We start from the raw sequence: 26875 nt of genomic DNA, 5'->3' as shown, positions 1-26875 counted from the left end.
CTCCCGACAACGTCCCTGACAAGTGAGAACACGAAACACTGAAATCGGCCGTGACGGCCGCCTCAAAGCCAGTTGAGAGGTTCGGGTTCGCCTTCTTAATCGAGTCGTACGTAACTAATTGGAACAATAATTTTGAATTATCGCCGTCGTTTCGATTCGGTGTAGAAACGCCGAGCTACGGCATTCTACGGGCGCTCCGATGGCAGTCTCGCGACCGAAGTGGTCTGTTCCGTGAGACGAACGGGACGCGAGACGAGTGAAGGTAAAATAAAGTGCCGTCGGTCCTACCTCACGAAAGACAGATGAAAAAATCGCCGAGCGTCCTCGTCATTGGCGGGGGGTCGACCGGCACGGGTATCGCGCGCGACCTCGCGATGCGCGGGCTGGACGTGACCCTCGTCGAGAAGGGGAACCTCACACACGGGACGACGGGGCGGATGCACGGACTCCTCCACAGCGGGGGTCGGTACGCGGTATCGGACCAGGCGTCCGCCAAGGAGTGTATCGAAGAGAACCGCGTCCTCCGGCGCATCGCGGGCCACTGCGTCGAGATGACGGGCGGGCTGTTCGTCCAGCGCCCCGAGGACTCAGACGAGTACTTCGAGAAGAAACTGGAGGGTTGCCGCGAGTGCGGCATTCCGGCCGAGGTGCTGTCCGCCGAGGAAGCGCGCGAGATAGAGCCGTACCTCGCGAAGGACATCAAACGCGCCATCAAGGTCCCGGACGGGGCGGTCGACCCGTTCCGCCTCTGCGTGGCGAACGCCGCGAGCGCCGTCGAGCACGGCGCGCGCATCGAGACGCACTCCGAGGTCACCGACGTGCTCGTCGAGGGCGGCGAGGTCGTCGGCGTCGAGGTCACCCACCAGACCGGCACCGGACCGTACGTCCACGGCGAGCCCGGCGAGGTCGAGGAAATCCGCGCCGACTACGTCGTCAACGCGACGGGCGCGTGGGCCGGCCAAATCGGCGACTTCGCGGGCGTGGACGTCGAAGTCCGGCCGTCGAAGGGCGTCATGACCATCATGAACACCCGGCAGGTGGACACGGTCGTCAACCGCTGTCGGCCGAAGGGCGACGCCGACATCATCGTCCCCCACGAGACGACGTGCATCCTCGGGACGACGGACGAGGAGGTCGAGGACCCGGAGGACTACCCCGAGGAGGGCTGGGAGGTCGACCTGATGATAGAGACGCTCTCGGAGCTCGTGCCCATGTTGGCCGACGCGCGGACGATTCGCTCCTTCTGGGGCGTCCGCCCGCTGTACGAGCCGCCGGGCACCGGCACGGAGGACCCGACGGACATCACCCGCGAGTTCTTCCTGTTGGACCACGCCGACCGCGACGACCTGCCGGGCATGACGAGCATCGTCGGCGGCAAGCTCACGACCTATCGGATGATGGCCGAGCAGATTTCGGACCACGTCTGCGAGAAGCTCGGCGTCGACGCCGAGTGCCGCACCGCCGACGTGCCGCTCCCGGGAAGCGAGGACTTCACCGTCCTCCGCGACTACATGGACGATTTCGGCCTGCGGTCGCCCATCGGCCGCCGGTCGGCCCAGCGGCTCGGCTCGCGCGCCGACGAAGTCCTCAACAGCGTCGACCCTAACCCGGTCGTCTGCGAGTGCGAGGCCGTCACGCGCGCCGAGATTCACGACGCCCTCGACACCGCGGGCACGGAACTCAACTCCGTGCGCATCCAGACGCGCGCCTCGATGGGCAACTGTCAGGGGGCAATCTGCTGTCACCGGATGGCGAACGAACTCGCCCCCGAGTACGACGAGGAGACCGTCCGGGCCTCGCTCGACGACCTCTATCAGGAGCGCTGGAAGGGCGAGCGCCACGCGATGTGGGGGACCCAGCTCTCCCAGACCGCGCTGAAGCACATGCTCCACGCGGCGACGATGAACCGCGACGAGGACCCCGCGGCGGCCGACGCCGACATCGACTTCGCCGCCTTCGACGACGGCGGCGCGTCGGAGGACGACGCCTCGGGCGTCGCGTCCGGCGGCGCGGTCGCGGACGGCGGTCGCAGACGGGCCGCGGACCGCGCGAGCGACGACGCGCTCGGAGGTGCCGATGGCGATAACTGACGACGTGCTCGTCATCGGCGGCGGTATCGCCGCCTGCACGGCCGCGCTCTCGGCCGCGGAGACGGGCGCTCGCGTGCGCCTGCTCGCCCACAAGAAGAGCACGCTCCGACAGGCCAGCGGCCTCGTCGACGTGCTCGGGCACGCCGGCGGCGACGGTCCGCTTTCGGACCCCTTCGCCGGCCTCGACGCGCTCCCGGAGGGCCACCCCTACCGCGTCGTCGGCGAGGACGGCGTCCGCGCCGGGCTCCGCGTCTTCGACGAGGCGGTCGGCGACGCCTACCGCGGCGGCCACACCGACTCGAACGCGCTCGTGATGACTCACGGCGGCGCGGTGAAGCCGACCGCGCGCTACCCCGAGTCGGTCGCGCCCGGCCTCGCCAGTTCGTCTGGCGACACGCTTCTGGTGGGCTTCGCGGGCCTCACGGACTTCGACGCCCCCGTCGCGGCCGACCACCTCGCGGCCGCCGGCGTGCCGTTTTCGGCCCGCGGCGTCACCGTCGAGTTCCCCAAGCGGTTCCGCGCCGACGCGAAGGTGACGCGGTTCGCCAAGGCCCTCGACCGCGACGAGGAAGTCGCGGGCGGCACGGTCCGCTCCGTCCTCGCCGACACCGTCGCCGAGGAACTGGACGGCGAGTCGCGCGTCGGCTTCCCGGCGATGCTCGGCGACGACCACGACGAGGCGGTCCGCGAGGAGCTTTCGGACCGCCTCGGCGTCCCCGTCTTCGAGGTGCCGACCGGCCCGCCGAGCCTGCTCGGACTCAAGCTCGAAGACATCCTGTTCGACGCGCTCGACGAGGCGGGCGTCCGCATCTCGGCGGGCAACCCGGCGGTCGATTTCGAGGCCGAAGACGGCCGCGTCGAGACCGTCATCGTCGACCAGAAGAGCCGACCGACGCCCTACTCGGCCGATCAGGTCGTCCTCGCGACGGGCGGCCTCGTCGGCAAGGGCCTCGACTCCGACCGCGAATCGGTCACGGAGCCCGTCTTCGGCTGTCACGTCCCGCACCCCGAGGACCGCTACGACTGGTCCGAGCCCGAGGCGTTCGGCGACCACGCGTTCGCGCGCTTCGGCGTCGTCCCCGACGACGAACTCCGGCCGACCGACGAAGACGGCGAACTGCACTTCGAGAACCTGCGCGCCGCGGGCGGCGTCGTCGGCGGTGCCGACGTGGCGCGCGAGAAATCCGCGAGCGGCGTCTCTTTGGCGACGGGTGCCGTCGCCGGCCGCCTCGCGGGCGAGGAGGCAACCAGATGAGCGACGCAGAATCCCCAGGCAATCCAACGCTGACCCCCGACGCACAGACAGACGACTTCGAGGCCGTCGAGGTGTTCCCCGACAGCACCGACATGGACCTCCGTCCCGGCGCGGACAACTGTTACAAGTGTACCGCCTGCGACGTGTCCTGCCCGGTCGCCGAAGTCGACGACGAGTTCCCCGGGCCGAAGTTCCAGGGTCCCGAGCAGTGGCGGCTCAAGCGCAAGGAAGACGAGGCCGTCGACGACTCCATCATGTCGTGTTCGAACTGCATGCGCTGTGACGACGCCTGTCCGTCGGGCGTCCCGCTCAGCCAGATGCACAACACGGCCCGCGGCGAGTACGTCGACGAGGAGATGGACAAGCTCTCGCGGGAGTACATCCGCAACCGCATCCTCGCCAACTACGGCACGCTCGCCCAGCTGGGAGCCATGTTCCCGCGGCTGGCGAACGCCGTCATGGGCAACTCGGTCGTCCAGCGGATAAACGAGAAAGTGCTCGGCGTCACGGCCGAGCGCGACTTCCCCGAGTTCGCCACCCAGACGTTCCGCGAGTGGTGGAACGAACGCGGCGGCCCGCAGGTCCGCTCCGAGGAAAAGCGCGTCGCCTACTTCCACGGCTGTTACTCCAACTACAACACGCCCGAGGTGGGCAAGGCGATGGTCCGCGTCTTCGAGTCGTTCGGCTACGAGGTCGTCGTCCCCAAACAGCGCTGTTCGGGGACGCCGATGTTCGCGAACGGCATGCTCGACGACGCCAAGCGCGCCGCCGGCATCAACGTCGACAACTTCGCGGGGCTCATCCCCGAGGGCTACGACATTATCGCGTCGTGTACCTCCTGTTCGATGTCGCTCCGCCAGGAGTACCCCGAACTGTTCGACATCGACGGCATCGAGGACCTCTCGGCGCACACCTACGAGGCGCTGGAGTACCTCCGCATCCACGAGGACCTCGAAGGCGCGGTTCGCGAGGCCTCGGTCGACGACCAAGCCTTCGCGTACCACGCGCCGTGTCACGGCCGCAATCAGGGCCTCGACCGGCAGGCGGTCGAGCTGTTCCGCCAGCTCGACGGCGTCGAAATCGAGGACGTCGGCGACTCCTGTTCCGGCATCTCCGGCACTTACGGCTGGAAGGAAGAAAAATACGACAAGTCGATGCAGATAGGCGCGGACATGTTCGACCACATGGAGCACGCACAGGGGAGCGTCGGCATGACCGAGTGTCCGACCTGCTCGATGCAGATGGAACACGGGACGGGGTACGACATCAAACACCCGCTCCAACTCCTCGAAGAGGCGCTGGTCTGACACGCGCGCACGGCTGACGACCCGCTCCGTTCGAGCGCCGGACCACTCAAACGTCGTCGCGCTCAGCGCGCGCGCCGAGTCGCCGGCGATTTTGCGGGCTATATTGCCCCTAAATCGCCGTTTTTTCCCGTTACTCGGCGGCCGCGGCCGTTCTGTCCACGGATCACCCTCATTGATTAAAACGTCCGAAAAAGCGCCCGTGTGAAATAGTACTCCCCGAATTCAAGCGTTTAACGGCTTCTAACCCAATTTTAGTCGTCACATTATGCGAGGGAGTAGTAAAGAAACATTTATCATATAATTTGTACACGTTTGTAGTGGTAGGACTCTCACACCGAGAGTTCGTATCGAGGTTGGTTAGAAATGTCAGGAGAAACTTACGTCGGTGCCATCGACCAAGGCACCACAGGCACGCGGTTCATGGTGTTCGACCACGACGGCAAGGTGGTCGCCAACGCTTACGAGAAGCACGAACAGATCTACCCAGAGCCCGGTTGGGTCGAACACGACGCAAACGAGATTTGGGACAACACGAAGAAGGTCATCGACGCGGCGCTTTCGAGCGCCGGGCTCGACGCCGAGCAGTTGGAAGCTATCGGTATCACGAACCAGCGCGAGACGACGCTCATCTGGGACCGTGAGACCGGACAGCCGATTCACAACGCAATCGTCTGGCAGGACCGTCGGACGACCGACCGCATCGAGACGCTCGAAGCGGACGGCAAGACCGACGACGTGCGCGCCAAGACGGGGCTCGAACCCGACGCGTACTTCTCTGCGACGAAAGCCGAGTGGCTACTCGACAACTCCGACCCCATCAAGCTCCAGCGCTCTCGGCCCGAAGACATCCGAGACCGTGCCGCCGACGGCGAGCTCGCGGTCGGGACCATCGACACGTGGCTCATCTACAACCTGACGGGGAACCACATCACGGACGTGACGAACGCGTCGCGGACCATGCTGTTCAACATCCACGACATGGAGTGGGACGACGAACTCCTCGAGGAGTTCAACGTCCCGCGCGAGCTCCTCCCCGAGGTCCGCCCGTCGTCCGACGACGACCACTACGGCGAGACCGACGCGGACGGCTTCCTCGGCGCGGAAGTCCCCGTCTCCGGCGCGCTCGGCGACCAGCAGGCCGCGCTGTTCGGCCAGACGTGTTTCGACGCGGGCGACGCGAAGAACACCTACGGTACCGGCTCGTTCATGCTGATGAACACCGGCGACGAGGCGGTCATGTCGGAACACGGCCTCCTCACCACCGTCGGCTTCCAGCGCTCCGGTGAGCCGGTCCAGTACGCCCTCGAAGGCTCTATCTTCATCACGGGCGCGGCTATCGAGTGGCTCGAAGACATGACGCTCATCGACAACGCCGCCGAGTCCGAGAAGCTTGCTCGGTCGGTCGAGTCCACCGACGGCGTCTACTTCGTCCCCGCGTTCACGGGCCTCGGTGCGCCCCACTGGGACCAGCGCGCCCGCGGCACCATCGTCGGCATGACCCGCGGCACCCGCCGCGAGCACATCGTCCGCGCGACGCTCGAATCCATCGCGTTCCAGACGCGCGACGTCGCCGAAGCGATGCAGTCCGACAGCGACATCGACCTCTCCAGTCTCCGCGTCGACGGCGGCGCTGTCAAGAACAACTTCCTCTGCCAGCTCCAGTCGAACATCCTCGACACGGAAATCGTCCGCCCGCAGGTCGACGAGACGACCGCCCTCGGCGCGGCCTACGCCGCCGGCCTCGCCGTCGGCTACTGGGAGACGCTCGACGAACTCCGCGAGAACTGGCAGGTCGACCGCGAGTTCGCCCCGAAAGACCCACAGAACGTCGAAGCGCGCTACGGCCGCTGGAAAGAGGCCGTCGACCGCTCGCTCGACTGGGCACGGGAGGAGTAACACGTGTTCGAAACATTCGCACTCCAGATTCCGGTCATCGGCGTCAGCGCCGAGCGGTTCGTCGTCCTCCTGCTCGCGGCGTTCGCGGGCGGGATGTTCGGCGCGTCCGTCGGGGCGCTCCCCTCGTTCGTCTTCACCGGCTTCGTCGTGCTCCTCGGCGAGACGGCGGGGACGGTCATCCGACAGCTCGAAGGCGCGGACCTCGTCACCGCCGGCGAGCTCGGTACGGGCATCACCGGTAGTATCGGGTTCGGCCCGTTCGTCGGCCCGCACATCGTGTTCGCGGCCGGCGTCGCGGCCAGCGCCTACGCCGGCAAGAACGCCGAGTTCGACGTCGACGGCAAGAACATCCTGCACGCGTTCGGGACTCGACCCGACGTGCTCGCCATCGGCGGCGTCTTCGGCGTGCTCGGCCTGCTCATCGCCCGCATCTCCAGCGGTATCGGCCTCCCGCTCGACGGCGTCGCGCTGTCGGTCATGACGACGGCGCTCATCGCCCGCCTCGCGTTCGACTACCCGCTTATCGGCACGCCCGCCGGCGACGGTTACCTCGACATGACGCCGTTCGAAAAGGGCACGCTCCGCGGCGACGGGAGCGACCGACTGGCGGTCGAGCCGTGGCTCCCCCAGCAGTACAAGTGGGCCAACGTCTCCGTCATCGGCCTCGCGGCCGGCGTCCTCGGCGGATGGGCGTGGCTCGTCACCGGGAGCTTCTTCCTCGGGTACGGCATCTCCGCGGCGAGCCTGCTGTTCTTACAGCTCGGCGTCGAGAACTTCCCCGTCACCCACCACATCACGCTCGGCGGCTCGTCGTTCGCGGCGGTCGCCGCGCCGATGGTCGGCGGGAGCGAACCGCTCATCCTCGTGGCCGCCGCGGTCGGCGGTCTCGTGGGCGCGCTCCTCGGTGAGGTCACCCAGCGCGTCGCCTACTCCCACTCCGGGACCCACGTGGACCCGCCGGCGATGTCGATTACCATCTACTCGCTCATCCTCGGCGTGCTGTTCCTCCTCGGGGTCATCCCCAACGCGGCGTACCTCGGGCTCTAAACCCGAACGCCCCGGCCCCGCACCCGTCGTTCACGGTTTTTTGTCGCCGCGTTCCGCAACCGGTAGCGATAACGCTCCGCGGTCGATACCCGACGTATGGAACGCATCGTCGCCGTCGTCCCGAAAGACGGCCTGCACGCTCGTCCCGCCTCCCAGTTCGTCGAGACCGCGAACTCCTTCGACGCCGACATCCAACTCGGCCGCGCCGACGAGGACGACCTCGTCCCCGCCGCCAGCATGCTCGCCGTCACCGGCCTCGGCGTCGGCCACGGCGAGGAGGTTCGCCTCGTCGCCGACGGCGACGACGCGGAGGCCGCGCTCGACGCGCTCGAAGAAGTGCTGTCGACGCCCGAAGCCGGCGACGAAGAATAAGGAAACGAACCGAAACGAACCGAAACGGAACTGCGAGCCGCCGCGTCGCGCGGCGGTCTCTTTTCGGGTCGGTCGGTGGCCCGGACGCCCGGGTCGTCCCTGACGACTCAGTTCAGCTTCCGGTAGTCGCGGGCGTCCTCGGCGCGCTCGACGACCGAGTCGAGCGTCGCCTTCTTGCTCGTCGTCTCGACGGCCGCGTTGAGCGTGCCCTCCAGCACCGGCGCGTCCGCGATGACCGCCTCGGAGTCCATCGCCATCTCGATGGCGAGTTCCGCGTTCATCACGGCGCTCCCGAGGTCCACGAGGACGACGACGCCGTCGCCGTCGTCCGCCTCCTCGATGCCCTCGCGGATGCGGTCCGGCGAGGTGCCGATGCCGTCTTCGTCGCCGCCGGCGGGGACGATGCGGGCGTTGCCGCCGCCCATCTGCGCCGCGACCTCCGCGATTCCCTCGGCCGCCTTCGCGCTGTGCGAGACGACGACGAGACCGATCATTCGTCCCTCCCGACGGCGTCTTCGGCCCGCGCGTCGCGGTCGACCTCGCCATCGAGGTACTCTTCTGCGGTCTCAAGCAGTTCTTCGAGGATGAACAGCGTGCTCGTCGCGCCGGGGTCCTGGTGGCCGACCGAGCGCCAGTCGAGGAACGACGCGCGGCCCTTCATCGCCTTGATGGGGACGGTGAAGGCGACGCCGCGCTCGGCCGCGTCGACGGCCTTGGCGAGCGCTTCGAGCGGCGGGAGGTCGTCCTGCTCGACGGACTTCTTGTAGGTGTGGACGGCGGGGACGAGCGCGTCGACCATCGTCTTCGCGCCGACCTGCGCGCCGCCGCGGTCCTTGACCTTGTCGAGGTACGCCTCGGCGAACGCCACCGAAGTCTCGGCGGTGATGCCGTCTTCGAACTCCTGGCTGGCGAACATGATAGAGCCGCCGTAGAGGGGGCCGGAGGCCCCGCCGACGTTCGAGATGAGCGTCGTCCCGACGTTCTTGACGACCTCGTTCGGCTCCATCTCGGCGAACTCCTCGCGCTTTTCGGCGGCCTTGCCGAAGCCGCGCTCCATGTTCGCGCCGTGGTCGGCGTCGCCGATGGCGGAGTCGAGGTCCGTGAGATACTCCTTCTCCTCGGCGAGGCGCTCGGCGACGTTGTCGAGCGCGTCCAGCACCGCTTCGCGTTGTGTCTCTGAGTCAGCCATGGCTGACCTTCGTCGGCCGGGGGTTAATCCCTTGTCCCGCGAGACTGTTCTGCCGCAAAAATCGGGGACGTGTCGGGGGTCGCCGCCGGGAGTTCGCGGCGGAGGTCGTCGCGCGCTCGGCGGCGGTGCGTCCGACTTACTCGGTGACCGTCAGGCCGGGCGTCTCCGCGGGCGCGCCGAGGAGTTCCTTCAGTTCGTCGTCGACGCGGAGCACGGAGACCGAACAGCCCATCATGTCGAGGGAGGTCATGTAGTCGCCGACCCACGCGTCCCACGTCTCGACGCCGCGGTCGTTGAGGATGGACTGGAGCTTGCGGTTGACGATGTACAGCTCCGAAAGCGGCGTGCCGCCCATACCGTTGACCATCGTGACGACCTCCTCGCCCTCGCCGAGGTCGAGGTCGTCGAGGACGTTCTCGGTCAGGTGCTCGGTAATCTCGTCGGCGCTCATGACGTCGGCGCGCTCGGTGCCCGGCTCGCCGTGGATGCCGATGCCGAGTTCGATTTCGTCCTCGCCGAGGTCGAACGTCGGTTCGCCCTTCTCCGGGGTGACACAGGATGTCAGCGCCATGCCCATCGTGCGCACGTTGTCGATGACCTTCTCCGCGACCGCTTTGACCTCGGCGAGGTCGCCGCCCGCGGCGGCCTTCGCGCCGGCGCATTTGTGGACGAAGATGGTGCCCGCGACGCCGCGACGACCCGACGTGTACAGCGAGTCCTCGACGGCCACGTCGTCGTTGACGACGACCTGCTCGACATCGACGCCCTCCATCGCGGCCATCTCGGCGGCGGTGTCGAAGTTCATCACGTCGCCCTCGTAGTTCTTGACGACGCAGAGGACGCCCTCGCCCGCGTCCGTCGCCTGAATCATCTCGTTCAACTGGTCGGCCGTCGGCGAGGTGAAGACCTCACCGGCCGCCGCGCCGTCGAGCATCCCCTCGCCGAGATAGCCCGCGTGCGTCGGCTCGTGGCCCGACCCGCCGCCGGAGACGACCGCGACCTTCCCCTCGACCGGCGCGTCGCCGCGGACGAGGACGTTCGTGCCGTCGAGCCGGCGGAGTTCGGGGTGCGCCGCGACCATCCCGTCGAGCATCTCGTCTACGACCGCTCCGGGTTCGTTGATGAGTTTCTTCATGACTCACCGTCCCTCACGTTCGATAAGGCCAAAAGTGTTGGTCAGTCGGAAGTCGAGACGGTCGCCGTCTGCGAAAAATCGGCGGTAAGCGCCCTCCATTTCACGGGTCGCGGCGGCGGCCGAGCGTCGGGCCGGCGGAGACGCCGCGGGCCGGTGCGGACCGGCGCGCGACCGCCTCAGTCGAGTTGGGTGACCGCGATGGTCACGGACACGTCCTCGACGTCCCACGTCTCGACCGTCTCGCCCTCGGCCGACCCGAGGTCGAACTCGCGGGCGCGGACCTCCTCGGCGATGAGGTCGCTGTTCTCCGCGACGAAGCCGGCGACGCGCTCGTCGTCGACCGCGAGCGACACGTCGATTTCGGCCTCGACGTCGAGGTCGAGCTGTTTGCGCATCTCCTGAATCCGGCGGATGACGTCGCGGGCGTAGCCCTCGGACTCGATGTCGTCGGTGAGTTCGGTGTCCACGTAGACCGTGCCGCCCTCGAAGTCGGCACCGCTGACGTGTCCCGGCGGTTCCGCGCGGTACGAGACCATCTCGTCGGAGAGGTCGTACGTCTCGCCGTCGACCTCGACGCCCGACTCGACCTCGGCGCGCGAGCGCCCTTCGACGGCCTCCATGATTTTCTGGGCGTCAGCGCCGAACTCCGGCCCGATGACGCTCATCTGCGGTTCGGCCGTCTCGACGAGTTCGTCGAAGACCTCGACGACCTGCACGTCGCGGGTGTTCACGCGCTCGGCGAGGAGGTCCGAGAGCGCGTCGACCGCGTCGGCGACCTCGTCGTCGTCGGACTCGACGACGATGCGCGAGACGGGCCAGCGGAGCTTGCGGCCGCCGAGTTGGCGGGCGTGCGCCGCGGCTTCCTCCACGTCGCGGAGGACGGCCATGTTGGCCTCTAACTCCTCGTCGCGGCGCTCCTCGTCGGCCTCGGGGTACGACAGCATGTGGACGGACGTCGCAGAGCCGTCGAGCCGCTGGTACATCCGCTCGGCCATGTAGGGCGCGTAGGGCGCGATGAGCCGGATGGACTCCGAGAGCACCGTCGAGAGCGTGGCGTACGCGCCGAGCTTCGACGCCGAGTCCTCCTCGTCCCACATGCGCTCGCGGATGGCCTTCACGTAGAACCGCGAGACGTCCTTCGTGATGAAGTCGAGAAGGGCGTTGAGCGCGGTGGAGACCTCGTAGTCGTCCCACGCGTCGGCCATTTCGGCCTCGACGGTCTGGAGCCGCGAGAGCACCCACTCGTCGACGACGGTGAGTTCGCCCGCAGAGAGGTCGGCCTCGGCGGGGTCGTAGCCGTCGAGGTCCATGTACGGAAGCGGGAACCGGAAGACGTTCCAGAAGATGTTGAGCGTCGACTGGGTGTCGGCGAGGCCGTCCCACTCGAACGAGAGGTCCACGCCCTGCTGGTCGTGGCTGAGGAGGTAGGCTCGAAGCGGGTCGCGGCCGGCGCGGTCGATGGCCTCCTCGGGCGTCACGATGTTGCCGACGGACTTCGACATCTTGCGGCCGTCCTTGTCGTTGGCGAAGCCGTGCATGATGACCTCCTTGTACGGCGACTCGCCGGTCGCGGCGGTGCCCATGCCGAGTTGCGACCAGAACCACCCGCGGGTCTGGTCGTGCGCCTCGATGATGAGGTCGGCGGGCCACAGTTCCTCGTACGCCTCCGTCTCGCCGGGGAAGTCGAGGGTGCCCCACGTGGCGACCGAGGAGTCGATCCACACGTCGAACACGTCGGGGACGCGCTCGTAGGTCACGCCGTCTTCGGTGATGGTGATGGGGTCGACCGAGGGCCGGTGGAGGTCCACCGTCTCGGGGTCGACGTCCTGGTCGGCGCGCTCGGCGAGTTCCTCGCGGGTGCCGACGACAATCATCTCCTGTGCGCCCTCGGCGTCGGGGTCGTTCGGGACCCAGATGGGAAGCGGGATGCCCCAGTAGCGCTGGCGCGAGACGTTCCAGTCGGGCGCGTCGCTCACGAAGTCGCGGAAGCGGTTGTCGCGGGCCCACTGCGGGTGCCACTCCGAGTCCTCGATGTTGTCGAGGAGTTGCTCTTTCACGTCGGTGACCGTGATGAACCACTGGTCGGTGGCGAGGAAGATGATGTCCGTGTCACAGCGCCAGCAGTGGCCGTAGCGGTGGTCGTGCTCGCCGGCGTGGAGCAGGTGGCCGAGTTCGTCGAGGTCCTCGATGACCTGCGGGTTGGCGTCGCGGACGAACGTGCCCGCGTAGTCGCCGCCCTGCTCCGTGAACTCGCCTTTGTCGTCCACGGGGACGAACACGTCGAGTCCGAGTTCCTGCCCGCGGGCGAAGTCCTCCTGACCGTGGCCGGGCGCGGAGTGGACGAGACCCGTGCGGTCGGCCTCGACGTAGTCGGCGGTGTACACCTGTCCCGCGCCCTCGAAGTCGGCGTACTCGGCGACGACACCGGCGAGCGGGTGGTCGTACTCCCAGCCGACCATCTCCTCGCCCGTGACCTCCGAGAGGACCTCGTAGTCCTCGTAGCGGCCCTTCTTCAGGACCTCCTCGACGCAGGGTTCGGCGAGGTACAGCACCTCGCTCTCGCCGTCCTTCTCGGCGCGGACCTCCTGGTACGTCATCTCGCCGTCGACGGCGACGAACGTGTTCGCGGGGATGGTCCACGGCGTCGTCGTCCAGATGACGAGGTTGCCCTCGCGACCCTTCAGCGGGAACTTGACGTAGATAGAGGGCGAGGTGATTTCGTCGTACTCGACCTCGTTGGCCGCGATGGCGGTCTGACAGCGCGGGCAGTAGTTGACGCTCCGCTTGCCCTGTTCGACGAGTCCGTTTTCGGCGACCTTCGAGAAGGCCCACCACGCGGACTCCATGTACTCGGGCGACAGCGTCTGGTAGGGGTTGTCCCAGTCCATCCACGCGCCGATGGACTGGAAGTCCTCGTCCATCGCCTCGCGGTTGCGGACGGCGAACTCCTTGCACTTCTGGATGAACTGCTCCATGCCGAACTCCTCGATGTCGCGCTTCGAGGTGAAGCCGAGTTCCTCTTCGACTTTGACCTCGATGGGGAGGCCGTGCATGTCGTAGCCGGGGCGGTCCGTGACCTGATGGCCCGTCATGCGCTTGTGCCGGATGACGGCGTCCTTCAGCGTCTTGTTCCACGCCGTGCCGAGGTGCATCTGGCCGGAGGTGTACGGCGGGCCGTCGACGAAGAAGAACGACGGGTCGTCGGCGTGTGCCTCCTTCGTCGCCTCGTACGCGTCGTGTTCGTCCCAGTACTCGCCGACCACGGACTCCACGTCCGACGGCGTGTACTGGTCTGCGATGTCTTCCATACCCCGTCCTTCTCGTGGATATATATCAAAACGGCGGGTCTGGTCCGCGTCGGCCGGGCGTTCCGCCGGGTCGGACTCAGTCACGCGAGACCCTCCGCGGTCGGGTGACGACCGTCCGCGCTCGCGGGTGCGGTCGCCGGGTTGCTAGTCGCTGTCGGGAATCTACTGGCCGCTGTCGATGGCCTGCTGGTCGCTGTCGATACGCCTGTCGGGTGTGGTGGGTGTGTCGATCCATTTGGGTTCCGGTGGTCGTGGTCACACCGGACGGGAGACCGCTGTCGCTCGGAAGTCGGTACGGACGGGAGTCGAGGATGAGAGATGTGCGAGGCTACTGCCCCGCAATAATGGGCGACTGAGCGACGACCGAGCGTCGGGACTGGCCGACCGCGGGCGAGCGGGGCGGCGTCCGGTGTCGTCGCATCCTATCCCAGAGCAGTCCCGCGGGGCGTATAACGCTTGCTCCGCGGCCGACTGCGACAGGTGTTCGACGGCGACGGCGACAGGGACGCTACCGGTCCGACCAGCGACCGACGCGATAGGTCGCCACAGTCTGTTCGGGTTCCGTCCCGTGCGTGGTTCCGGACTCGCCGTCGCGCTCGAACACCCGGAGCGTGGCGTTCGTCGGCGCGGCACCTCTCGCCACGTCGAACGTCGAGAGGTGAGTACAGACGAACGTGTCGGCGTCCAACGGTTCGAGGTCGGCCGGCGCCGACCGTCGAATCGGGATGTCGGCGTCGCGCCAGCCGGTCCACGACGGCGACAATCCGATGTTGTAGAACGCGGCGTCTTCGCGGGCCATTCGGACCTCGAACAGGAGGACGAACGAGTCGCCGTCGGCCCCCTGCAGGTCGTTGGAGTACTGCCCCTGCATCGCGCGGTCGGTGAACACGTCCGTCTGGTCGTCCGGCGGGTCGGCGAACAGCCACCCGCGGAAGTCGGCGTCCTCGGGGAACGTCCCTTTGACGTACTGCTCGTCTGCCGGGTGGAGTCTCGAGTGACCGGTGTCGGCGCGGATTCGACCGCTGGCGGTTCGTCGGGCGTCGGCGAGACAGCCCGAGAGGCCGGCAAGCGAGAGCGCGGCGGCGCTCGAAAGGAGGGCTCGGCGGTGCATGCACGGAGCCTCGGGGGCCTCCGGGTTAACGTTTAATCCCACGTAATCCACAGGAGGACCGCCAGCGCGACCGCTTGGAGGACGTGGATGCCCATCAGCACCCGCCACGCCGCGGCGGGGACGGCGGTGGCGAACCAGACCGACAGCGTCGGGTCGACGAGGTAGTAGTAGAGCGCGAACAGACTCTGTGCGAGGAGGAACGTCCCGAAGACGACCAAGCCGAGCGCGTGCTTCGACCGGAACAGCAGGTAGTTCCGCCCCCAGACGCCGAGCATGACGACGAGGAACACGACGCTCGCGCCGAGCGAGAGCCGCGCGGCGTCGACCCAGACGCTCATGGCCGCCGCTGTGCCCGGGGCGGTTCACGTCGTCGGGGTCGCGTCGGCGTCATTCGTTCGGGTGGGTTGTCTCCCGGGGCCGGGTCGAGTGGGGTGCGCTCGCAAACCGGGGGTCGGTCGGGCCGCTCTGCGGTCAGTTGTCCGCGACGACGCTGAGGTCGAACGCGGCGTCGGCCGGCTCGTCGTCGGGCGTCAGGTAGCCGAGCGCGATGGCAGTGTAGGCGCGGCCGCCCTCGACCGCGACGTCGAACTCGGCGGCCACGTCGCCGTCGTTCGACTCCGTGTCGCCCCGAATCTGGAGGGTGTACTCGCCCGCGGGGACCTCGACGGTGGCGGCGTCGCCGAAGCCCGCGCCGTCGACGAGGGCGTCCCCGGAGCCCGCGACGGTCACGTCGACCGCGGGCGCGTCGGGCGAGGCGTGAAGCACCCGGACGCGGGCCATGTCGTCTGCGGGGGCCGAGCGGTCGTCTTCGAGGAGCGAGACGGCGAAGCCGTTTTCGGCCGCCGAGTCGAGCTCGCCGAGCGCCGCGGCGGTGTACGCGCCTGCCGCGAGGTCGAGCGTCTCGTCGAAGACGACCGTGTCGGGCGCGCCGGTCGCGCGAATCGTGACTTGGTGCGAGCCGGCGGTCAGCGCGAGGTAATCGCTGACCGCGCCGAACGGCACGTCCGAGAGCGCGACCGCGCCGTCGACGAGCACGTCGACGTTCGGCGCGTCCGGCGAGAGGTGCGCGGCGCGGAGCGACACGTCGCGCTGGACGAGTCCGCCGCCGCCGGAGCCGGCGTCGACGACCGCGACTGGCCGGAAAGCCACATCCGCGGGCTCGTCGTCGGGCGTCAGGTAGCCCGCCGCGAACACCGTGTAGACGGTGCCGCCGGCGAGTTCCACGTCGAACTCGGCGACCGCGTCGCCGTCGTTCGAGTCCGTGTCGCCCCGGACCTGAAGCGCGTAGGTGTCGGCCGGCACCTCGACGCTCCCGGACTCGGTGAAGGCGACGCCGTCGAAGAGTACCGTGTCGCCGGCGGTCACGTCGACGGCGGGCGCGTCGGGCGAGGCGTGGACCACGCGGACCCGAGCCGTGTCGTCGGCCGGGAGCGACACGTCGTCTTCGAGGACGAGCGGTTCGAACGTCTCCTCGGCGAGTTCGCCGACCGCGGCGACGGTGTAGGTCGCCTCGGCGACGTCGAGGTCGCCCTCGAAGGCGACGGTCGACTCGTCGCCGGCGGCGGTCACTTTCACCGCCCGGGTCCCGACGGGCACCGAGAGGTAGTCGCTGACCGCGCCGAACGGCACGTCAGAGAGCGCGACCGCGTCGTCGACGTACACGTCGACGTTCGGCGCGTCCGGCGAGAGATGCGCCACGCGGAGCATCGCCGTCTCCGGTTCCGGCGTGGGCGTCGGGGTGGGAGTCGGCGTGGGGGTCGCCGTCGTGGTCGTTTCCGTCTCGTCGTCGGTCCCGCCGCCGCCCATACAACCTGCGAGTCCGCCCGCGATGGCGACGCCACCGAATCCACGGAGTACGTCGCGGCGTTTCATGTTCGTCATAGCGACGAGAGATGAGAGCGACGGTCGGAATATCACCGTTTTCCCAAATCTGACCACAATGATTCCAGAAATAAGTATATCTCGCGAGAATACCACGAATAAGAGAATATTCTCAAAGAGTCGTTGCGGACGAAACTCGTGAGCAGTCGAACAGAGGAAAACGACAGGGAGGGAAACGACTGCGACCTCAGAAGTCCGGCAGGTCGTCGGGGGCTTCGTACTCGGACTCCCAGTCGATGTAGTCGTCTTTGAGCACGTCGCACGCCTCCTGTCCGAGTTCGGTGAGACCGGCGTTGATAGACGACACCTCGCCCCACGAGGTCAGGTCGGGGTGGAGGTCGCGCTCCTTCCAGTCCTCGGGGATGCCGGGGGCGTGGTAGCCGACGCGGTCGGCGAAGTCGTCCCAGAAGAAGTCGAAGTGGGAGAGCAGGTCGAGGTCGAGGACGATCTCCCACTGCGCCTCGGTGACGGGCGTCTCCGCGGCCCACGCCTCGAAGGCGTCGGCCCACGCGCCGACTTCGAGGAACTCCTCCAACTCGGCGCGCTTGAAGTCGGCGTCGGCCGCCACCTGCGCGTCGTCGTACTGGTTCGGGTCGACCGTCGGGAGCGACGGCGGGTCCGGGACGGGAACGTCGAGCATGGTCGCCAGTCGGTCGCCGCCGGGGAAAAGGGTTCGGCGCTGTCGCCGGTGGGGCCTTCTGCCCTACTCCATGCGCTCGATGACGGATTCGAGCTGGTCGGCGCGGGCGGCGACCGCCTCGGCGCGGAGCTCTTCTTCCTCGTCGGTCTCGCAGACGAGTCGGGGGACGGGCGTCGGCTTCCCGTCGTCGTCGAGCGCGACGAACGTCAGGAACGACGTGGTCGTCTTCCGTAGCTCGTCGGTCTTCGGGTTCTCGGCGTGCACGTCGACTTTCACGTCCACGCTGGTCCGGCCGACGTTGAACACGTACGCCTCCATCACGGCGACTTCGCCGAGGTCGATGGGGCTGATGAAGTCGACGTGGTCCATCGACGCGGTGACGCACTGGCGGTTCGAAAAGCGCATCGCGGCGATGGCCCCGCAGATGTCCATCCAGTGGAGGACCGCGCCACCGAGGGCCCGGCCGAGGTTGTTGGTGTCGTTCGGCAGGAGGAGTTCGGTCATCTCGGTGCGCGACTCTTCGAGCGTCGCGGTGGATTCGCTCATGCGAGCAGGGTCACGCTGAGGGGGCTTGAAATCGTGGGGCGCGGCGGCGACGCCCCGCGTTCACTCGTCGAAGTCGGCGTCGAACGCCTCGGGCGACTGGCCGGCGGCGTCGAGCACGTCGTCGGAGACGAGAATCGGGCAGTCCACGCGGATGGCGAGGGCGATGGCGTCGCTCGGGCGCGCGTCGAAGACGACCGACCGCGCCTCGCCGTCGTGGTAGCGCTCGGCGTCGACCTTGGCGAGGAACGTGCCGTTCGAGAGGTCGTCGATGCGGATGCTGTCGATGGCCCCGCCGAACTCCGTCACCATCTCGACCAGGAGGTCGTGGGTCAGCGGGCGCTCGAACTGCTCGCCTGAGAGACCGAGTTGGATGGCCTGAGCCTGGTCCGACGTGATGACGATGGGCAGGAACTCGTCGCGCGCTTCGAGGACGACCGCCGGGACGTTCGAGCCGTCTTCGCCGACGCCGACCCCGATACCGCGGACCACGGCACGGTGTTTCATGCTATGCTGTAGTTGGGCGGAGTACGAATAGTTACCCCAGCGCGGGTCGCCGCCCCGGTCGCCGTCGGCTCCCGCGGGGCCTCATCGTCTGGCGAACTGGACGGCCGCGACGACGAGCAGGATGACGAGACCGCCGGCGAAGAAGGCCAGTCCCGGCGGGACTCCCTGCGCCGCCGCGGGCGCGGCCTCCGCGGCCATCGTCGAAACCGTCGCGTCGGCGGATTCGGCGGCCCCGCCAGCCCCGCCGAGGACGCCGAGGCCGCGCGATGCGACCCACTGGACGAGCGCCGAGAGCAGACCCAACACGGCGACGCCGCCGAGCAGACTCGTCAGCATGGACGCGAGGCCCGTCCGCGTCTCCTCGCCGGCGGCGACGACGACGAGCGGCCTGTCGGCGGGCGCGTACACCTTCATCTCGCGGCCCTTCTCGGAGTAGACGGTGTCGACCACCTCGACGAGGCCCGCGTCGTCGAGCTTTCGGAGGTGGTACTGGACGTTCTGGAGCGACGTGTCGACGCGCTCTGCGAGTTCCGCGGCGTTCGTCGGCTCCTCGTGGAGCGCGGCGAGCACGCGGCGGGCCGTCGCCGACGAGAGCGCCGACAGGAGGTCCGACGCCTCGTCGTCTTCGAGTCCGATGACCCGCGGCGAGGACTCGTCCGCGGCGGAGGTGTCGGGGGTGGAGGGCAACAAACCGGCCATACGGGGGGTACTCCGCCGGAGGATACAAACTTGTTGTCCCGCCAGCCGAAGAATCGCCGGCGCTCAGACGCCCTCGCCGACCACGAGGACGCGCAGGTCGTTGACGTTCGTCCCCGTCGCGCCGGACTCGACGAGCGCGCCGGCCTCCCGGAGGGCCGGGAGCGCGTCGTTTCTCGCCAGCGCGGCGCGGGCGTCGCCGGCGGCGACAGACGAGGAGTCCACGACCGCGCCCGCGACCTCCGTCCCGCCGTCTTTCCCGTCGCTATCGATGCTGGCGAGGACGGTCGCGTCGGGGAGTTCCGCGGCGGCCGCGAGGCAGAATTCGAGGTTCGGCCCGCCGTCGCCGTCGCCGCGGACCGTCACGGTGCACTCGCCGCCCGAGAGAACCACGGCGGGCGCGGAAATCGGATTTCCGGTCGCCAGCGACTCCTCCGCGACGGCGACGTGGGTCTTCGCCGCCTCGCGCGCCTCGCCGCGCACGCGAGAGGAGAGGATGAGCGGGTCGTACCCGCGTTCGTCGGCCACCCCGCGGGCGGCGTCGAGCGCGGTGAAGGTGTCCGCGAGAATGTGGTTCGTCACCCGATCGAACACCGGGTCACCGGGCTTCGGCGTCTCCGGGATGTCGCCGGCCGAGCCGCGGGCGAGGCGCGTGCGGACCGACTTCGGCACGTCGAGGTCGAAGCGGTCCAGCACGTCGAGGGCGTCGTCGTAGGTCGTCTCGTCGGGCGCGGTCGGGCCGGAGGCGATGACGCCGAGGTCGTTTCCGACCACGTCCGAGAGGACGAGTCCGACGACCGTCGCGGGCGCGGCGAGTCGCGCGAGGCCGCCGCCTTTCAGCGTCGAGACGTGCTTTCTGACCGCGTTGAGGTCGTGAATCTCCGCGCCGCTTTCGAGCAGTCTGTCGGTCGTCTCCTGTAACTCGGCGAGCGAGACGCCCTCGGCGGGCGCCGGGAGGACCGCGCTCGCGCCACCCGTGACGGCGGCGAGGACGAGCGTCCGGTCGTCGAGGTCCGAGAGGAGGTCAGCGAGTCGCCGGGTGCTCTCGACGCCGCGCGCGGAGGGAACCGGGTGGTCGCCGGGGAGTCGCTCGATTCGCCCGTCGGGGCGAGGCGACGGGTCGGGCGTCACCACGACGCCGCCGTCGATGCGGTCGCCGAGGACGGCTTCGAGGGCGTCGGCGACGCCGTCGCCGGCCTTGCCCCCGCCGACGACGAGGATGCGGTCGTATGCGGTCAGGTCGTACGTGGCGTCCGCGACGGTCAGCGCGTCGCCGTCGAGCGACACCGACTCGCGGACGACGCGGTCGGGGAGCACGGCCTCGACGCCGGCGCGGAGGCAGTCGATGGCCGTCTCGTGGGCGGGCGTCGGGGTTCGAGCGTCGAACTCCTGCATAGTTCGTGGGGGATGCCGACACGGATAAAAACCGTGGGGCGGTAAACCCGGCGATGAACGATTCGTCGCCCGGCGAGGGTCACGTCCGCGTCGTCGGCACGGCCCACGTCTCGGCCGACAGCGTCAGAGAGGTCGAAGAGACCGTCAGAGAGGAGCGTCCCGACGTCGTCGCGGTCGAACTCGACGAGGGGCGCTACCGACAGCTGAAGGGCGGAACGCCCGACGACATCGAAGCGCGCGACCTGCTTCGCGGCAACACCGTCTTCCAGTTTATCGCCTACTGGATGCTCTCGTACGTCCAGTCGCGGATGGGAGACAAGTTCGACGTGAAGCCCGGCGCGGACATGCTCGCGGCGGTCGAGACCGCCGAGGACGAGGGCCTCGACGTGGCGCTCGTCGACCGCGACATCCAGGTGACCATCCAGCGCTTCTGGCGGCGGATGGGCACGCTCGAAAAGATGCGCATGGCCGGCGACCTCCTGTTCGGGGTCGCCGACGCCCGCGGCATCGGCGCGGTGTTCGGCATCGCTGTCGGCGTCGTCCTCGGGCCGCTCGTCGGCCTGTTCGGGGGTGCGGTCGGCGTCACCGACCTCCTGTTGACGCGCACCGCCACCGCCGCGGTCCTCGGGGGCGCGGCCGCGTACCTGCTCTACACTATCGCCTCGTTCTCCCTCGACGGCGACGACGCGGTCCTCGCCGGCCTCGGCGGCGGCGCGGCAATCGGTATCGTCGCCGGCTTCGGCCTCGGACTCGGCACTGGCCTCGTCTCCGGAGTCCTCGGGAGCCTCGGCATCGCCATCGTCGGCAGTCTCGTCATCGGCGTCCTCGCGGGCGTCGTCGTGGGCGTCACCGTCGGCGCGGTCCTGAACGCCTTCGGCCTGTTCGCGCCCGTCGAGGGCGATGCCGACTACGAGGAGTTCGACATGGCCGAACTGACCGACGGCGACGTGGTCTCGGCGATGATGGAGGAGTTCCGCCGGTTCAGCCCCGGCGGCGCGGAGGCGCTCATCGACGAGCGCGACGCCTACATCGCCCACCAGCTCGTCGCGCTCCGGCAGTCCGGTCGGCACGTCGTCGCCGTCGTCGGCGCGGGCCACCGCGAGGGCATCGAGAACTACCTCGAACACCCCGAGACGCTCCCGCCGATGGAGTCGCTCGTCGGCGTCGCCGAAAAGGACGGCTTCCCGTGGGGCAAACTGCTCGGCTTCGGCGTCACCGCCGTGTTCGTCGCCTTCTTCGTCCTTCTGGCGATGGCCGGCGTCGGCAACGAACGACTCCTGACCATCTTCGGCGCGTGGTTCCTCATCAACGGCGTGTTCGCCGCCGCGCTCGCCAAGGCCGCCGGCGCGCGGTGGACCTCCGCCGTCGTCGGCGGCCTCGTCGCGTGGATGACCTCCATCAATCCGCTTCTCGCGCCCGGCTGGTTCACCGGCTACGTCGAACTCCGCCACACGCCCGTCAACGTCGGCGATATCGGCAAACTGAACGAGCTCCTCTCCGACGAGGAGACGCCCATCGTCGAACTCGTCGGCCAGATGTTCGACGTGCCGCTGTTCAAACTCATCATGGTCGTCGCCATGACGAACATCGGAAGCATCGTCGCGAGCTTCCTCTTCGTCACCTACGTCATCCCCGTCATCGCCTCCGACCTCGGCGGCGTCGCGGGCGTGACGAACCTGATGCTGGAGGGCGCGCGCAACAGCGCCGACCTCATCTGGAGGTCCCTGACGTGAACGTCTCGTTTTCCTCGCGCGAACTCCGCGACCTGCTCGTCGCGTGGGTCGCCCTCGGTCTCGCCTTCGCTATCTTCTTCGCCGGCGGCGGCAATCGCACCATCCAACTGCTGACGAGCGGGTCGTTCGGCCTCGCGCTCGTCGTGAGCCTCCTGACGGCCGGCGTGGGCTTTCTCCTCCACGAAGTCGCCCACAAGGTCGTCGCCGTCAAGTTCAATCAGGTCGCCGAGTTCCGCGCCGACTACGGCATGCTCGCAATCGCCATCATGAGCGCGCTCGTCGGCTTCATCTTCGCCGCGCCGGGCGCGGTCTACCACCGCGGCGTGCTCACGGAGCGCGAACACGGTCTCATCGCCCTCGCCGGGCCGGTGACGAACCTCTTGCTCCTCGTCGCCTTCGCGCCGGTACTCGTCGTCGGCGTTGCCGTCGGTTCCGACGTGGTCCAACTCGTCGGCGCGCGCGGGCTCATCATCAACGCCTTCCTCGCGGCGTTCAACATGCTCCCGTTCGGCTCGCTCGACGGGAAGACGGTCCAGTCGTGGAGCACGCCGGTGTTCGCCGGCGTGCTCGTCCTGTCGGTTCTCCTCACGGTCGGCCTGTTCCTGTTCGTCGGGTTCTGACCCGACCGGCGAGGGTTCGGACGACCCTCGACTCTCGATTTCCGGTTCACCCCGTTCTCGAAGTCTCAAGCGACCGCTAGAGTCGAGACGCGGCAGAGAGCACTCGGAGCATTCGGAGGGCTCGGAGGGTTCGATCAGACTGCACAGACGGTACTCGGGGCGCGGCAGGGACGAATGGAGGAAGGAGGAGACCGCACGAGTACGACGGGGACCGGTCGCCGTGGAGGTCGGGATTCGGGGCAGGGTGCGGTCGTGGCGTGCAGTTCGGGACGCGAGGTCGGTGTTTGGGTTGGAGTTGGGCTGAGGTCGGTGTTCGGGAGGGGGCCGCTGTCAGGTGGGCCGGTCAGCGAGCGGGTCGCAATCGTGGGTGACGCTGACGCGCGCTTTGTGGAGCGGGCCGTCGGCGGGGAACCGAGACGAATCCGGGTTGGTCGTACGCGTCGGGGACCGCGGTTACTGCCGGCCGTGGTCGCGCCCGAGGACGAGCGCGACGGCGTGGAGGGCGATGAGCCCGGCGAAGAGGGGGATTTCGCCGGGGCTCAGACCGCCGCTGAGGACGGGCAGGTACGCGAGGGGCAACGCGACTGCCGACCAGAACGCGACGGTTTCGAGGGGGGCGTACGCGAGGCGGCCGAGGGTCGATGCGAGGTCGAGCGCGACCGAGTCGTTCGTGGAGGGTATTCCGGACATCGTCACTTCTGCATACGACGGGGGCCATAATATAAGGGGCCGAGCGTTACCGTGAATTCGGGTCCTTTTTCGACCGTTCAGGACCGGGTTACGGAAGACATTCTTCTTTCGTAACGTTTTACAAATCGATTAGATCGCCCGAGAAAGTTTATTCTCTCTTCTCGTGCTTTTTCGCAAATATTGCAATAGTTGTTGATTATTCGATAACAACGACCCGGAAGCCGACGATTAGGAGGGTCGTAGCGGGCGGCGTCGCAGAGCGCGCGCGGCCGGCAGGAAGTGGGTAACCCCGCGGGCGACGTCGGCCTCCCGTCCCTCCGTCGTCGGCCGGGCCGCCGGCAAGCGCTCATCTATGCGAGAACGTGTATGATTCGTACCCCGTGATTTTATATTTCGGCCTATCTCGTACACGAACATGACGAACGACGACTCCGACGGGATGACCTACGCCGACGCGGGCGTCGACATCGAGGCGAGCGAGGCCGCGACCGCGGCGCTCGTCGCGCAGGTCGGCGGCGGGTCGGGCGACTACGCCGGCCTGCTCGACATCGGCGACCGCTACCTCGGACTCGCCACCGACGGCGTCGGCACGAAACTGCTCGTCGCCGAGGCGCTCGGCGACTACTCGACGGTCGGCATCGACTGCATCGCCATGAACGCCAACGACCTCGTCGCGGCCGGCGTCCGGCCCGTCGCGTTCGTGGACTACCTCGCGGTCGACGCGCCCGACGAGACGTTCGCCGAGCAGGTCGGTCAGGGCCTCGCCGCGGGTGCCGAGGAGGCTGACATCGAACTCGTCGGCGGCGAAACCGCCGTCATGCCGGAGGTCATCAACGGCCTCGACCTCGCGGGCACCTGCGCGGGACTGTCGCGGAAAGACGCCATCTTCCCCGGCGAGGCCGAGGAGGGCGACGCGCTCGTCGGCTTCCCGTCGTCGGGCATCCACTCGAACGGCCTCACGCTCGCCCGCAAGGCCGCGACGGCCGACGGCGACTACGACGACGCGTGGGACGGCGACGACTACGACACCGTCGGCGAGGCGCTCCTCGAACCGACGCGGCTCTACACCTACCTGCTGGACGACCTGCGCGCGGCCGAGACCAACGCCGCGGCCCACGTCACCGGCGGCGGCTGGACCAACCTCGAACGCATGGGCGAGTTCCGCTACGTCGTCGACGACGCGTTCGACCCACAACCGGTGTTCGAGTTCGTCCAGGAACGCGGCGGCGTCTCCGACGAGGAGATGCACACGACGTTCAACATGGGCACCGGCTTCGTCGCCGCGGTTCCCGAGGAGAACGCCGAGGCGCTGGTCGAGGCGACCGACGGCCGCGTCATCGGTCACGTCGAGGCGGGCGACGGCGTCTCGATTCGCGGGCTCGACCTCTGAGGCCGGACCGAGCGCCGAATCGAACTGTTCGATGAGAAGCAGTATTTTACCGACGTTCGCCATAGTGGAGGTGTGACTTCACCGCCACCGACACCGAGCGGCCTCCCGCTCGTGGGCCACACAGTGGGCTTCGCGGCCGACCCGTTCGGCTTCGTCGCCGACCTCCTCGCGGACCACGCCGTCGAGGACGCGGTCGGACTGGACGTGGTGGGGATGGACGACCTGTACGTCCTCGCACACCCCGACCACTTCGAGCGGGCGTTCGTGACCGACCGCGACTCCATCGTCAAGGGCGGCGAGTTCGAGGCCGCCTTCGGCGACGCCGTCATCGCCGCCGAGGGAGACGAGTGGCGGCGACAGCGCGACGAGCTAGAGCCCTTCTTCCGCTGGGAGCGGGTCGGCGACTACGCGCCCGTGATGCGCCGGCAGGTCGAGCGCCGCCTGCGGACGTGGCCCGACTCGGGGACGCTGTCGCTCGAAGCCGAGATGAAGGCCGTCACCTTGGACATCATCTTCGCCACCATCCTCGGACGGGAACTCGACCCCGACGGCGACGAGCGGGTTCGGTCGGCCGCCGACGGTCTCAACGGCCGCTTCGCGCCCGCGTCGTGGGTGTTGCCCTCGTGGGTGCCGACGCCGAGCCGACGCCGGTTCGACCGGGCCGACCGCGTCCTCCGCGAGGAGGTCCGAAAACTGGTCGAGACCGCCGACGAGGAGAGCCTCACGCGCCGCCTCGCCGACGCGCTCGGGAGCGACTCAGACTACCCGGCGACCGTCGAGTCGCTGGAGAACCAGCTCGTGGGCATGATTTTCGCCGGCCACGAGACGACCGCGCTCGCGCTCACCTTCGCGCTGTACCTGCTCGCGACCCACCCCGACGCCCGCGAGCGCGCCGCCGACGAGGTCGACCGCGTCGTCGGCGACGGCCCCGTGACCGCCGACGCGACCCGAGACCTCCCGGTGCTCGAACGCGTCATCAAGGAGACGATACGGCTCTATCCGCCGGTCCACACGCTCCCGCGGGAGACGGCGAAACCGTTTCCGACCGGCGACCGAGTCATCCCGGCGGGCACGGACATCCACCTCTCTATCATCCGCATCCACCGCGACGAGCGGTGGTACGACGACCCGCTCGCGTTCCGCCCCGAGCGGTGGGACGAGAACAGCGACCGACCCGCCTACGCCTACCTGCCTTTCGGGGCCGGGCCGCGGAGCTGTCTCGGTCGGGCGTTCGCGCTCACGGAGGCGAAAATCGTGCTCGCGACCGTCCTCCGCGACTTCGAACTCGACTGGGGCGGCGACGGTGGGTTAGCAATCACGCCCGAGATGACGACCCAGCCGAGGGGCGAGACGCCGCTCGTCGTCCGGCGACGCTGAGCCCGAAGCGGCGTGCGTCGGAGAGCCGTCGCCGGTGTCGGGGTCCGCCTCAGATGTGGGCCGCGATGTCGGCCTCGGTGATGATGCCGACCGTCTCGCCGCTCTCGACGACGATGATAGCCGAGTTGTGGTCGAGGTAGACGCCGATTTCGTCCAGCGTCGTCTCGGGTTCGACGGTCGTGACGCCCTCGGACATGACCTCGTTGACCGGGCGGTCGGTGACGTCGTCCTCCTGAACGTGGCGGATGTCGGCGTTCGAGATGATGCCGAGCGGCCGGCCGTTCTCGATGACGGGCAACTGCGAGAAGCCGGCGTCGAGCATGATATCGCGCGCCTCGCGGACGGAGTTGTCGGGGGCGACGCTCCGGACGGTCGTGTTCATGATGTCCTCCGCGCGAACGATGCGCCCTTCGGCCTCGTCCAGCGCCTCGACGATGCGCCGGAGCGTCGAGAGCCGCGGGTCGACGTCGCCGCCCTCGATGCGGGCGATGAGCGGCTGGGAGACGCCGGCCATGTCGGCGAGTTTGCTCTGCGTCAACTCGAGGGAGTTCCGCCGTTCCCTGAGGTCTTGGGGCGTGGGGAGTTCCATGCCGGAGTGATAACCCGTAGTTATGAAAAAGTGTTCCGGTCGCTCACCGGGGGTGGAGCGTCGCGGGCGTCGCGAAAATCGGTCGCTCGTGTCGGTGGTCGCCC

24 protein-coding genes are annotated in these 26875 nt (G+C 68.4%); 10 read left to right on the top strand and 14 right to left on the bottom strand.

Annotated features, from left to right (window positions below):
• Window positions 1-302: 302 nt before the first annotated feature.
• The 6 genes from glpA to ptsH1 all read left to right on the top strand — a co-directional run bounded on the left by glpA (window position 303) and on the right by ptsH1 (window position 7967).
• Entirely contained in the window at window positions 303-2090 is a 1788-nt protein-coding gene (gene glpA / locus C441_RS02690) for an anaerobic glycerol-3-phosphate dehydrogenase subunit GlpA (protein WP_007273667.1), read from the top strand.
• Window positions 2077-3345: a glycerol-3-phosphate dehydrogenase subunit GlpB gene (gene glpB / locus C441_RS02685; protein ID WP_007273666.1), complete on the top strand. Its 1269-nt coding sequence runs from the start codon at window positions 2077-2079 to the stop codon at window positions 3343-3345. Before glpA ends, glpB begins: the two co-directional genes overlap by 14 nt.
• On the top strand, window positions 3342-4652 hold the full coding sequence (locus tag C441_RS02680) for an anaerobic glycerol-3-phosphate dehydrogenase subunit C (protein ID WP_007273665.1): 1311 nt from the start codon (window positions 3342-3344) through the stop codon (window positions 4650-4652). The genes glpB and C441_RS02680 overlap by 4 nt, the downstream gene beginning before the upstream one ends.
• 363 nt (window positions 4653-5015) lie before the next feature.
• Entirely contained in the window at window positions 5016-6548 is a 1533-nt protein-coding gene (glpK, locus tag C441_RS02675) for a glycerol kinase GlpK (protein WP_004970734.1), read from the top strand.
• Between the two features lie 3 nt (window positions 6549-6551).
• On the top strand, window positions 6552-7595 hold the full coding sequence (locus tag C441_RS02670; protein ID WP_004970733.1) for a hypothetical protein: 1044 nt from the start codon (window positions 6552-6554) through the stop codon (window positions 7593-7595).
• A 96-nt stretch (window positions 7596-7691) separates the two neighbouring features.
• Complete coding sequence (gene ptsH1, locus C441_RS02665) at window positions 7692-7967, top strand: phosphocarrier protein HPr (RefSeq protein WP_007273664.1); 276 nt, start codon at window positions 7692-7694, stop codon at window positions 7965-7967.
• Window positions 7968-8074: 107 nt separating this feature from the next.
• On the opposite strand, the gene dhaM is transcribed toward ptsH1, so the two are convergent.
• The 12 genes from dhaM to C441_RS02605 form a co-directional block, all read right to left on the bottom strand.
• The gene (gene dhaM / locus C441_RS02660) at window positions 8075-8461 is read right to left on the bottom strand and encodes a dihydroxyacetone kinase phosphoryl donor subunit DhaM (RefSeq protein WP_004063261.1); all 387 of its coding nucleotides are present in this window, start codon (window positions 8459-8461) and stop codon (window positions 8075-8077) included.
• The gene (dhaL, locus tag C441_RS02655; protein WP_007273663.1) at window positions 8458-9156 is read right to left on the bottom strand and encodes a dihydroxyacetone kinase subunit DhaL; all 699 of its coding nucleotides are present in this window, start codon (window positions 9154-9156) and stop codon (window positions 8458-8460) included. The genes dhaM and dhaL overlap by 4 nt, the downstream gene beginning before the upstream one ends.
• A gap of 136 nt (window positions 9157-9292) precedes the next feature.
• Window positions 9293-10291 carry a dihydroxyacetone kinase subunit DhaK gene (gene dhaK / locus C441_RS02650; protein WP_007273662.1) on the bottom strand — a complete coding sequence of 333 codons (999 nt, stop codon included), beginning with the start codon at window positions 10289-10291 and terminating at the stop codon, window positions 9293-9295.
• A gap of 176 nt (window positions 10292-10467) precedes the next feature.
• On the bottom strand, window positions 10468-13599 hold the full coding sequence (gene ileS / locus C441_RS02645; protein WP_007273661.1) for an isoleucine--tRNA ligase: 3132 nt from the start codon (window positions 13597-13599) through the stop codon (window positions 10468-10470).
• Between the two features lie 508 nt (window positions 13600-14107).
• Window positions 14108-14710 (bottom strand): hypothetical protein, encoded by a 603-nt coding sequence (locus tag C441_RS02640; protein ID WP_007273660.1) that lies wholly within the window; start codon window positions 14708-14710, stop codon window positions 14108-14110.
• Between the two features lie 32 nt (window positions 14711-14742).
• Entirely contained in the window at window positions 14743-15048 is a 306-nt protein-coding gene (locus C441_RS02635; RefSeq protein WP_007273659.1) for a hypothetical protein, read from the bottom strand.
• Between the two features lie 133 nt (window positions 15049-15181).
• Window positions 15182-16591, bottom strand: a complete 1410-nt coding sequence (locus tag C441_RS02630; RefSeq protein ID WP_007273658.1) for a DUF4397 domain-containing protein — start codon at window positions 16589-16591, stop codon at window positions 15182-15184.
• A 187-nt stretch (window positions 16592-16778) separates the two neighbouring features.
• Window positions 16779-17231, bottom strand: coding sequence for a hypothetical protein (locus tag C441_RS02625; RefSeq protein ID WP_007273657.1), 453 nt, complete (start codon window positions 17229-17231; stop codon window positions 16779-16781).
• Window positions 17232-17294: 63 nt separating this feature from the next.
• A complete protein-coding gene (locus C441_RS02620) occupies window positions 17295-17777 on the bottom strand; it encodes an acyl-CoA thioesterase (RefSeq protein WP_007273656.1) in 483 nt (160 codons plus the stop codon).
• A gap of 60 nt (window positions 17778-17837) precedes the next feature.
• Window positions 17838-18281 carry a bifunctional nuclease family protein gene (locus C441_RS02615; RefSeq protein WP_007273655.1) on the bottom strand — a complete coding sequence of 148 codons (444 nt, stop codon included), beginning with the start codon at window positions 18279-18281 and terminating at the stop codon, window positions 17838-17840.
• 81 nt (window positions 18282-18362) lie between these two features.
• A complete protein-coding gene (locus tag C441_RS02610; protein WP_007273654.1) occupies window positions 18363-18980 on the bottom strand; it encodes an ArsR/SmtB family transcription factor in 618 nt (205 codons plus the stop codon).
• A gap of 63 nt (window positions 18981-19043) precedes the next feature.
• Complete coding sequence (locus C441_RS02605) at window positions 19044-20372, bottom strand: glycerate kinase type-2 family protein (protein WP_007273653.1); 1329 nt, start codon at window positions 20370-20372, stop codon at window positions 19044-19046.
• A 53-nt stretch (window positions 20373-20425) separates the two neighbouring features.
• Between C441_RS02605 and C441_RS02600 the strand changes: the two genes are divergently transcribed.
• Together C441_RS02600 and C441_RS02595 are read left to right on the top strand one after the other, a co-directional pair.
• Window positions 20426-22105 carry a TraB/GumN family protein gene (locus tag C441_RS02600; protein ID WP_007273652.1) on the top strand — a complete coding sequence of 560 codons (1680 nt, stop codon included), beginning with the start codon at window positions 20426-20428 and terminating at the stop codon, window positions 22103-22105.
• Entirely contained in the window at window positions 22102-22725 is a 624-nt protein-coding gene (locus C441_RS02595) for a hypothetical protein (RefSeq protein ID WP_007273651.1), read from the top strand. Before C441_RS02600 ends, C441_RS02595 begins: the two co-directional genes overlap by 4 nt.
• Before the next feature lie 453 nt (window positions 22726-23178).
• Here the strand turns inward: C441_RS02595 and C441_RS02590 are convergent, their stop codons facing one another.
• Window positions 23179-23415 carry a hypothetical protein gene (locus tag C441_RS02590; protein ID WP_007273650.1) on the bottom strand — a complete coding sequence of 79 codons (237 nt, stop codon included), beginning with the start codon at window positions 23413-23415 and terminating at the stop codon, window positions 23179-23181.
• Between the two features lie 415 nt (window positions 23416-23830).
• Here C441_RS02590 and purM point away from each other — a divergent pair, with 415 nt between their 5' ends.
• Both purM and C441_RS02580 read left to right on the top strand, forming a co-directional pair.
• Entirely contained in the window at window positions 23831-24805 is a 975-nt protein-coding gene (purM, locus tag C441_RS02585) for a phosphoribosylformylglycinamidine cyclo-ligase (protein WP_007273649.1), read from the top strand.
• Between the two features lie 72 nt (window positions 24806-24877).
• Window positions 24878-26182, top strand: coding sequence for a cytochrome P450 (locus tag C441_RS02580; RefSeq protein WP_083874840.1), 1305 nt, complete (start codon window positions 24878-24880; stop codon window positions 26180-26182).
• A gap of 49 nt (window positions 26183-26231) precedes the next feature.
• Here the strand turns inward: C441_RS02580 and C441_RS02575 are convergent, their stop codons facing one another.
• Window positions 26232-26771, bottom strand: coding sequence for a CBS domain-containing protein (locus tag C441_RS02575; protein WP_004041437.1), 540 nt, complete (start codon window positions 26769-26771; stop codon window positions 26232-26234).
• Window positions 26772-26875: the final 104 nt, after the last annotated feature.

It is taken from the genome of Haloferax sulfurifontis ATCC BAA-897, assembly GCF_000337835.1.
In the GTDB taxonomy this organism is placed as follows: Archaea; Halobacteriota; Halobacteria; order Halobacteriales; family Haloferacaceae; genus Haloferax; species Haloferax denitrificans.
The sequence above is the reverse complement of the archived record's forward strand: the minus strand, read 5'-3'. Positions and strand labels throughout refer to the sequence as shown.

Coding starts and splice junctions, on each gene's coding strand:
- glpA (WP_007273667.1), top strand. CDS start 303: ATGAAAAAATCGCCGAGCGTCCTCGTCATTGGCGGGGGGTCGACCGGC.
- glpB (WP_007273666.1), top strand. CDS start 2,077: ATGGCGATAACTGACGACGTGCTCGTCATCGGCGGCGGTATCGCCGCC.
- C441_RS02680 (WP_007273665.1), top strand. CDS start 3,342: ATGAGCGACGCAGAATCCCCAGGCAATCCAACGCTGACCCCCGACGCA.
- glpK (WP_004970734.1), top strand. CDS start 5,016: ATGTCAGGAGAAACTTACGTCGGTGCCATCGACCAAGGCACCACAGGC.
- ptsH1 (WP_007273664.1), top strand. CDS start 7,692: ATGGAACGCATCGTCGCCGTCGTCCCGAAAGACGGCCTGCACGCTCGT.
- dhaM (WP_004063261.1), bottom strand. CDS start 8,461: ATGATCGGTCTCGTCGTCGTCTCGCACAGCGCGAAGGCGGCCGAGGGA.
- dhaL (WP_007273663.1), bottom strand. CDS start 9,156: ATGGCTGACTCAGAGACACAACGCGAAGCGGTGCTGGACGCGCTCGAC.
- dhaK (WP_007273662.1), bottom strand. CDS start 10,291: ATGAAGAAACTCATCAACGAACCCGGAGCGGTCGTAGACGAGATGCTC.
- ileS (WP_007273661.1), bottom strand. CDS start 13,599: ATGGAAGACATCGCAGACCAGTACACGCCGTCGGACGTGGAGTCCGTG.
- C441_RS02640 (WP_007273660.1), bottom strand. CDS start 14,710: ATGCACCGCCGAGCCCTCCTTTCGAGCGCCGCCGCGCTCTCGCTTGCC.
- C441_RS02635 (WP_007273659.1), bottom strand. CDS start 15,048: ATGAGCGTCTGGGTCGACGCCGCGCGGCTCTCGCTCGGCGCGAGCGTC.
- C441_RS02630 (WP_007273658.1), bottom strand. CDS start 16,591: ATGACGAACATGAAACGCCGCGACGTACTCCGTGGATTCGGTGGCGTC.
- C441_RS02625 (WP_007273657.1), bottom strand. CDS start 17,231: ATGCTCGACGTTCCCGTCCCGGACCCGCCGTCGCTCCCGACGGTCGAC.
- C441_RS02620 (WP_007273656.1), bottom strand. CDS start 17,777: ATGAGCGAATCCACCGCGACGCTCGAAGAGTCGCGCACCGAGATGACC.
- C441_RS02615 (WP_007273655.1), bottom strand. CDS start 18,281: ATGAAACACCGTGCCGTGGTCCGCGGTATCGGGGTCGGCGTCGGCGAA.
- C441_RS02610 (WP_007273654.1), bottom strand. CDS start 18,980: ATGGCCGGTTTGTTGCCCTCCACCCCCGACACCTCCGCCGCGGACGAG.
- C441_RS02605 (WP_007273653.1), bottom strand. CDS start 20,372: ATGCAGGAGTTCGACGCTCGAACCCCGACGCCCGCCCACGAGACGGCC.
- C441_RS02600 (WP_007273652.1), top strand. CDS start 20,426: ATGAACGATTCGTCGCCCGGCGAGGGTCACGTCCGCGTCGTCGGCACG.
- C441_RS02590 (WP_007273650.1), bottom strand. CDS start 23,415: ATGTCCGGAATACCCTCCACGAACGACTCGGTCGCGCTCGACCTCGCA.
- purM (WP_007273649.1), top strand. CDS start 23,831: ATGACGAACGACGACTCCGACGGGATGACCTACGCCGACGCGGGCGTC.
- C441_RS02575 (WP_004041437.1), bottom strand. CDS start 26,771: ATGGAACTCCCCACGCCCCAAGACCTCAGGGAACGGCGGAACTCCCTC.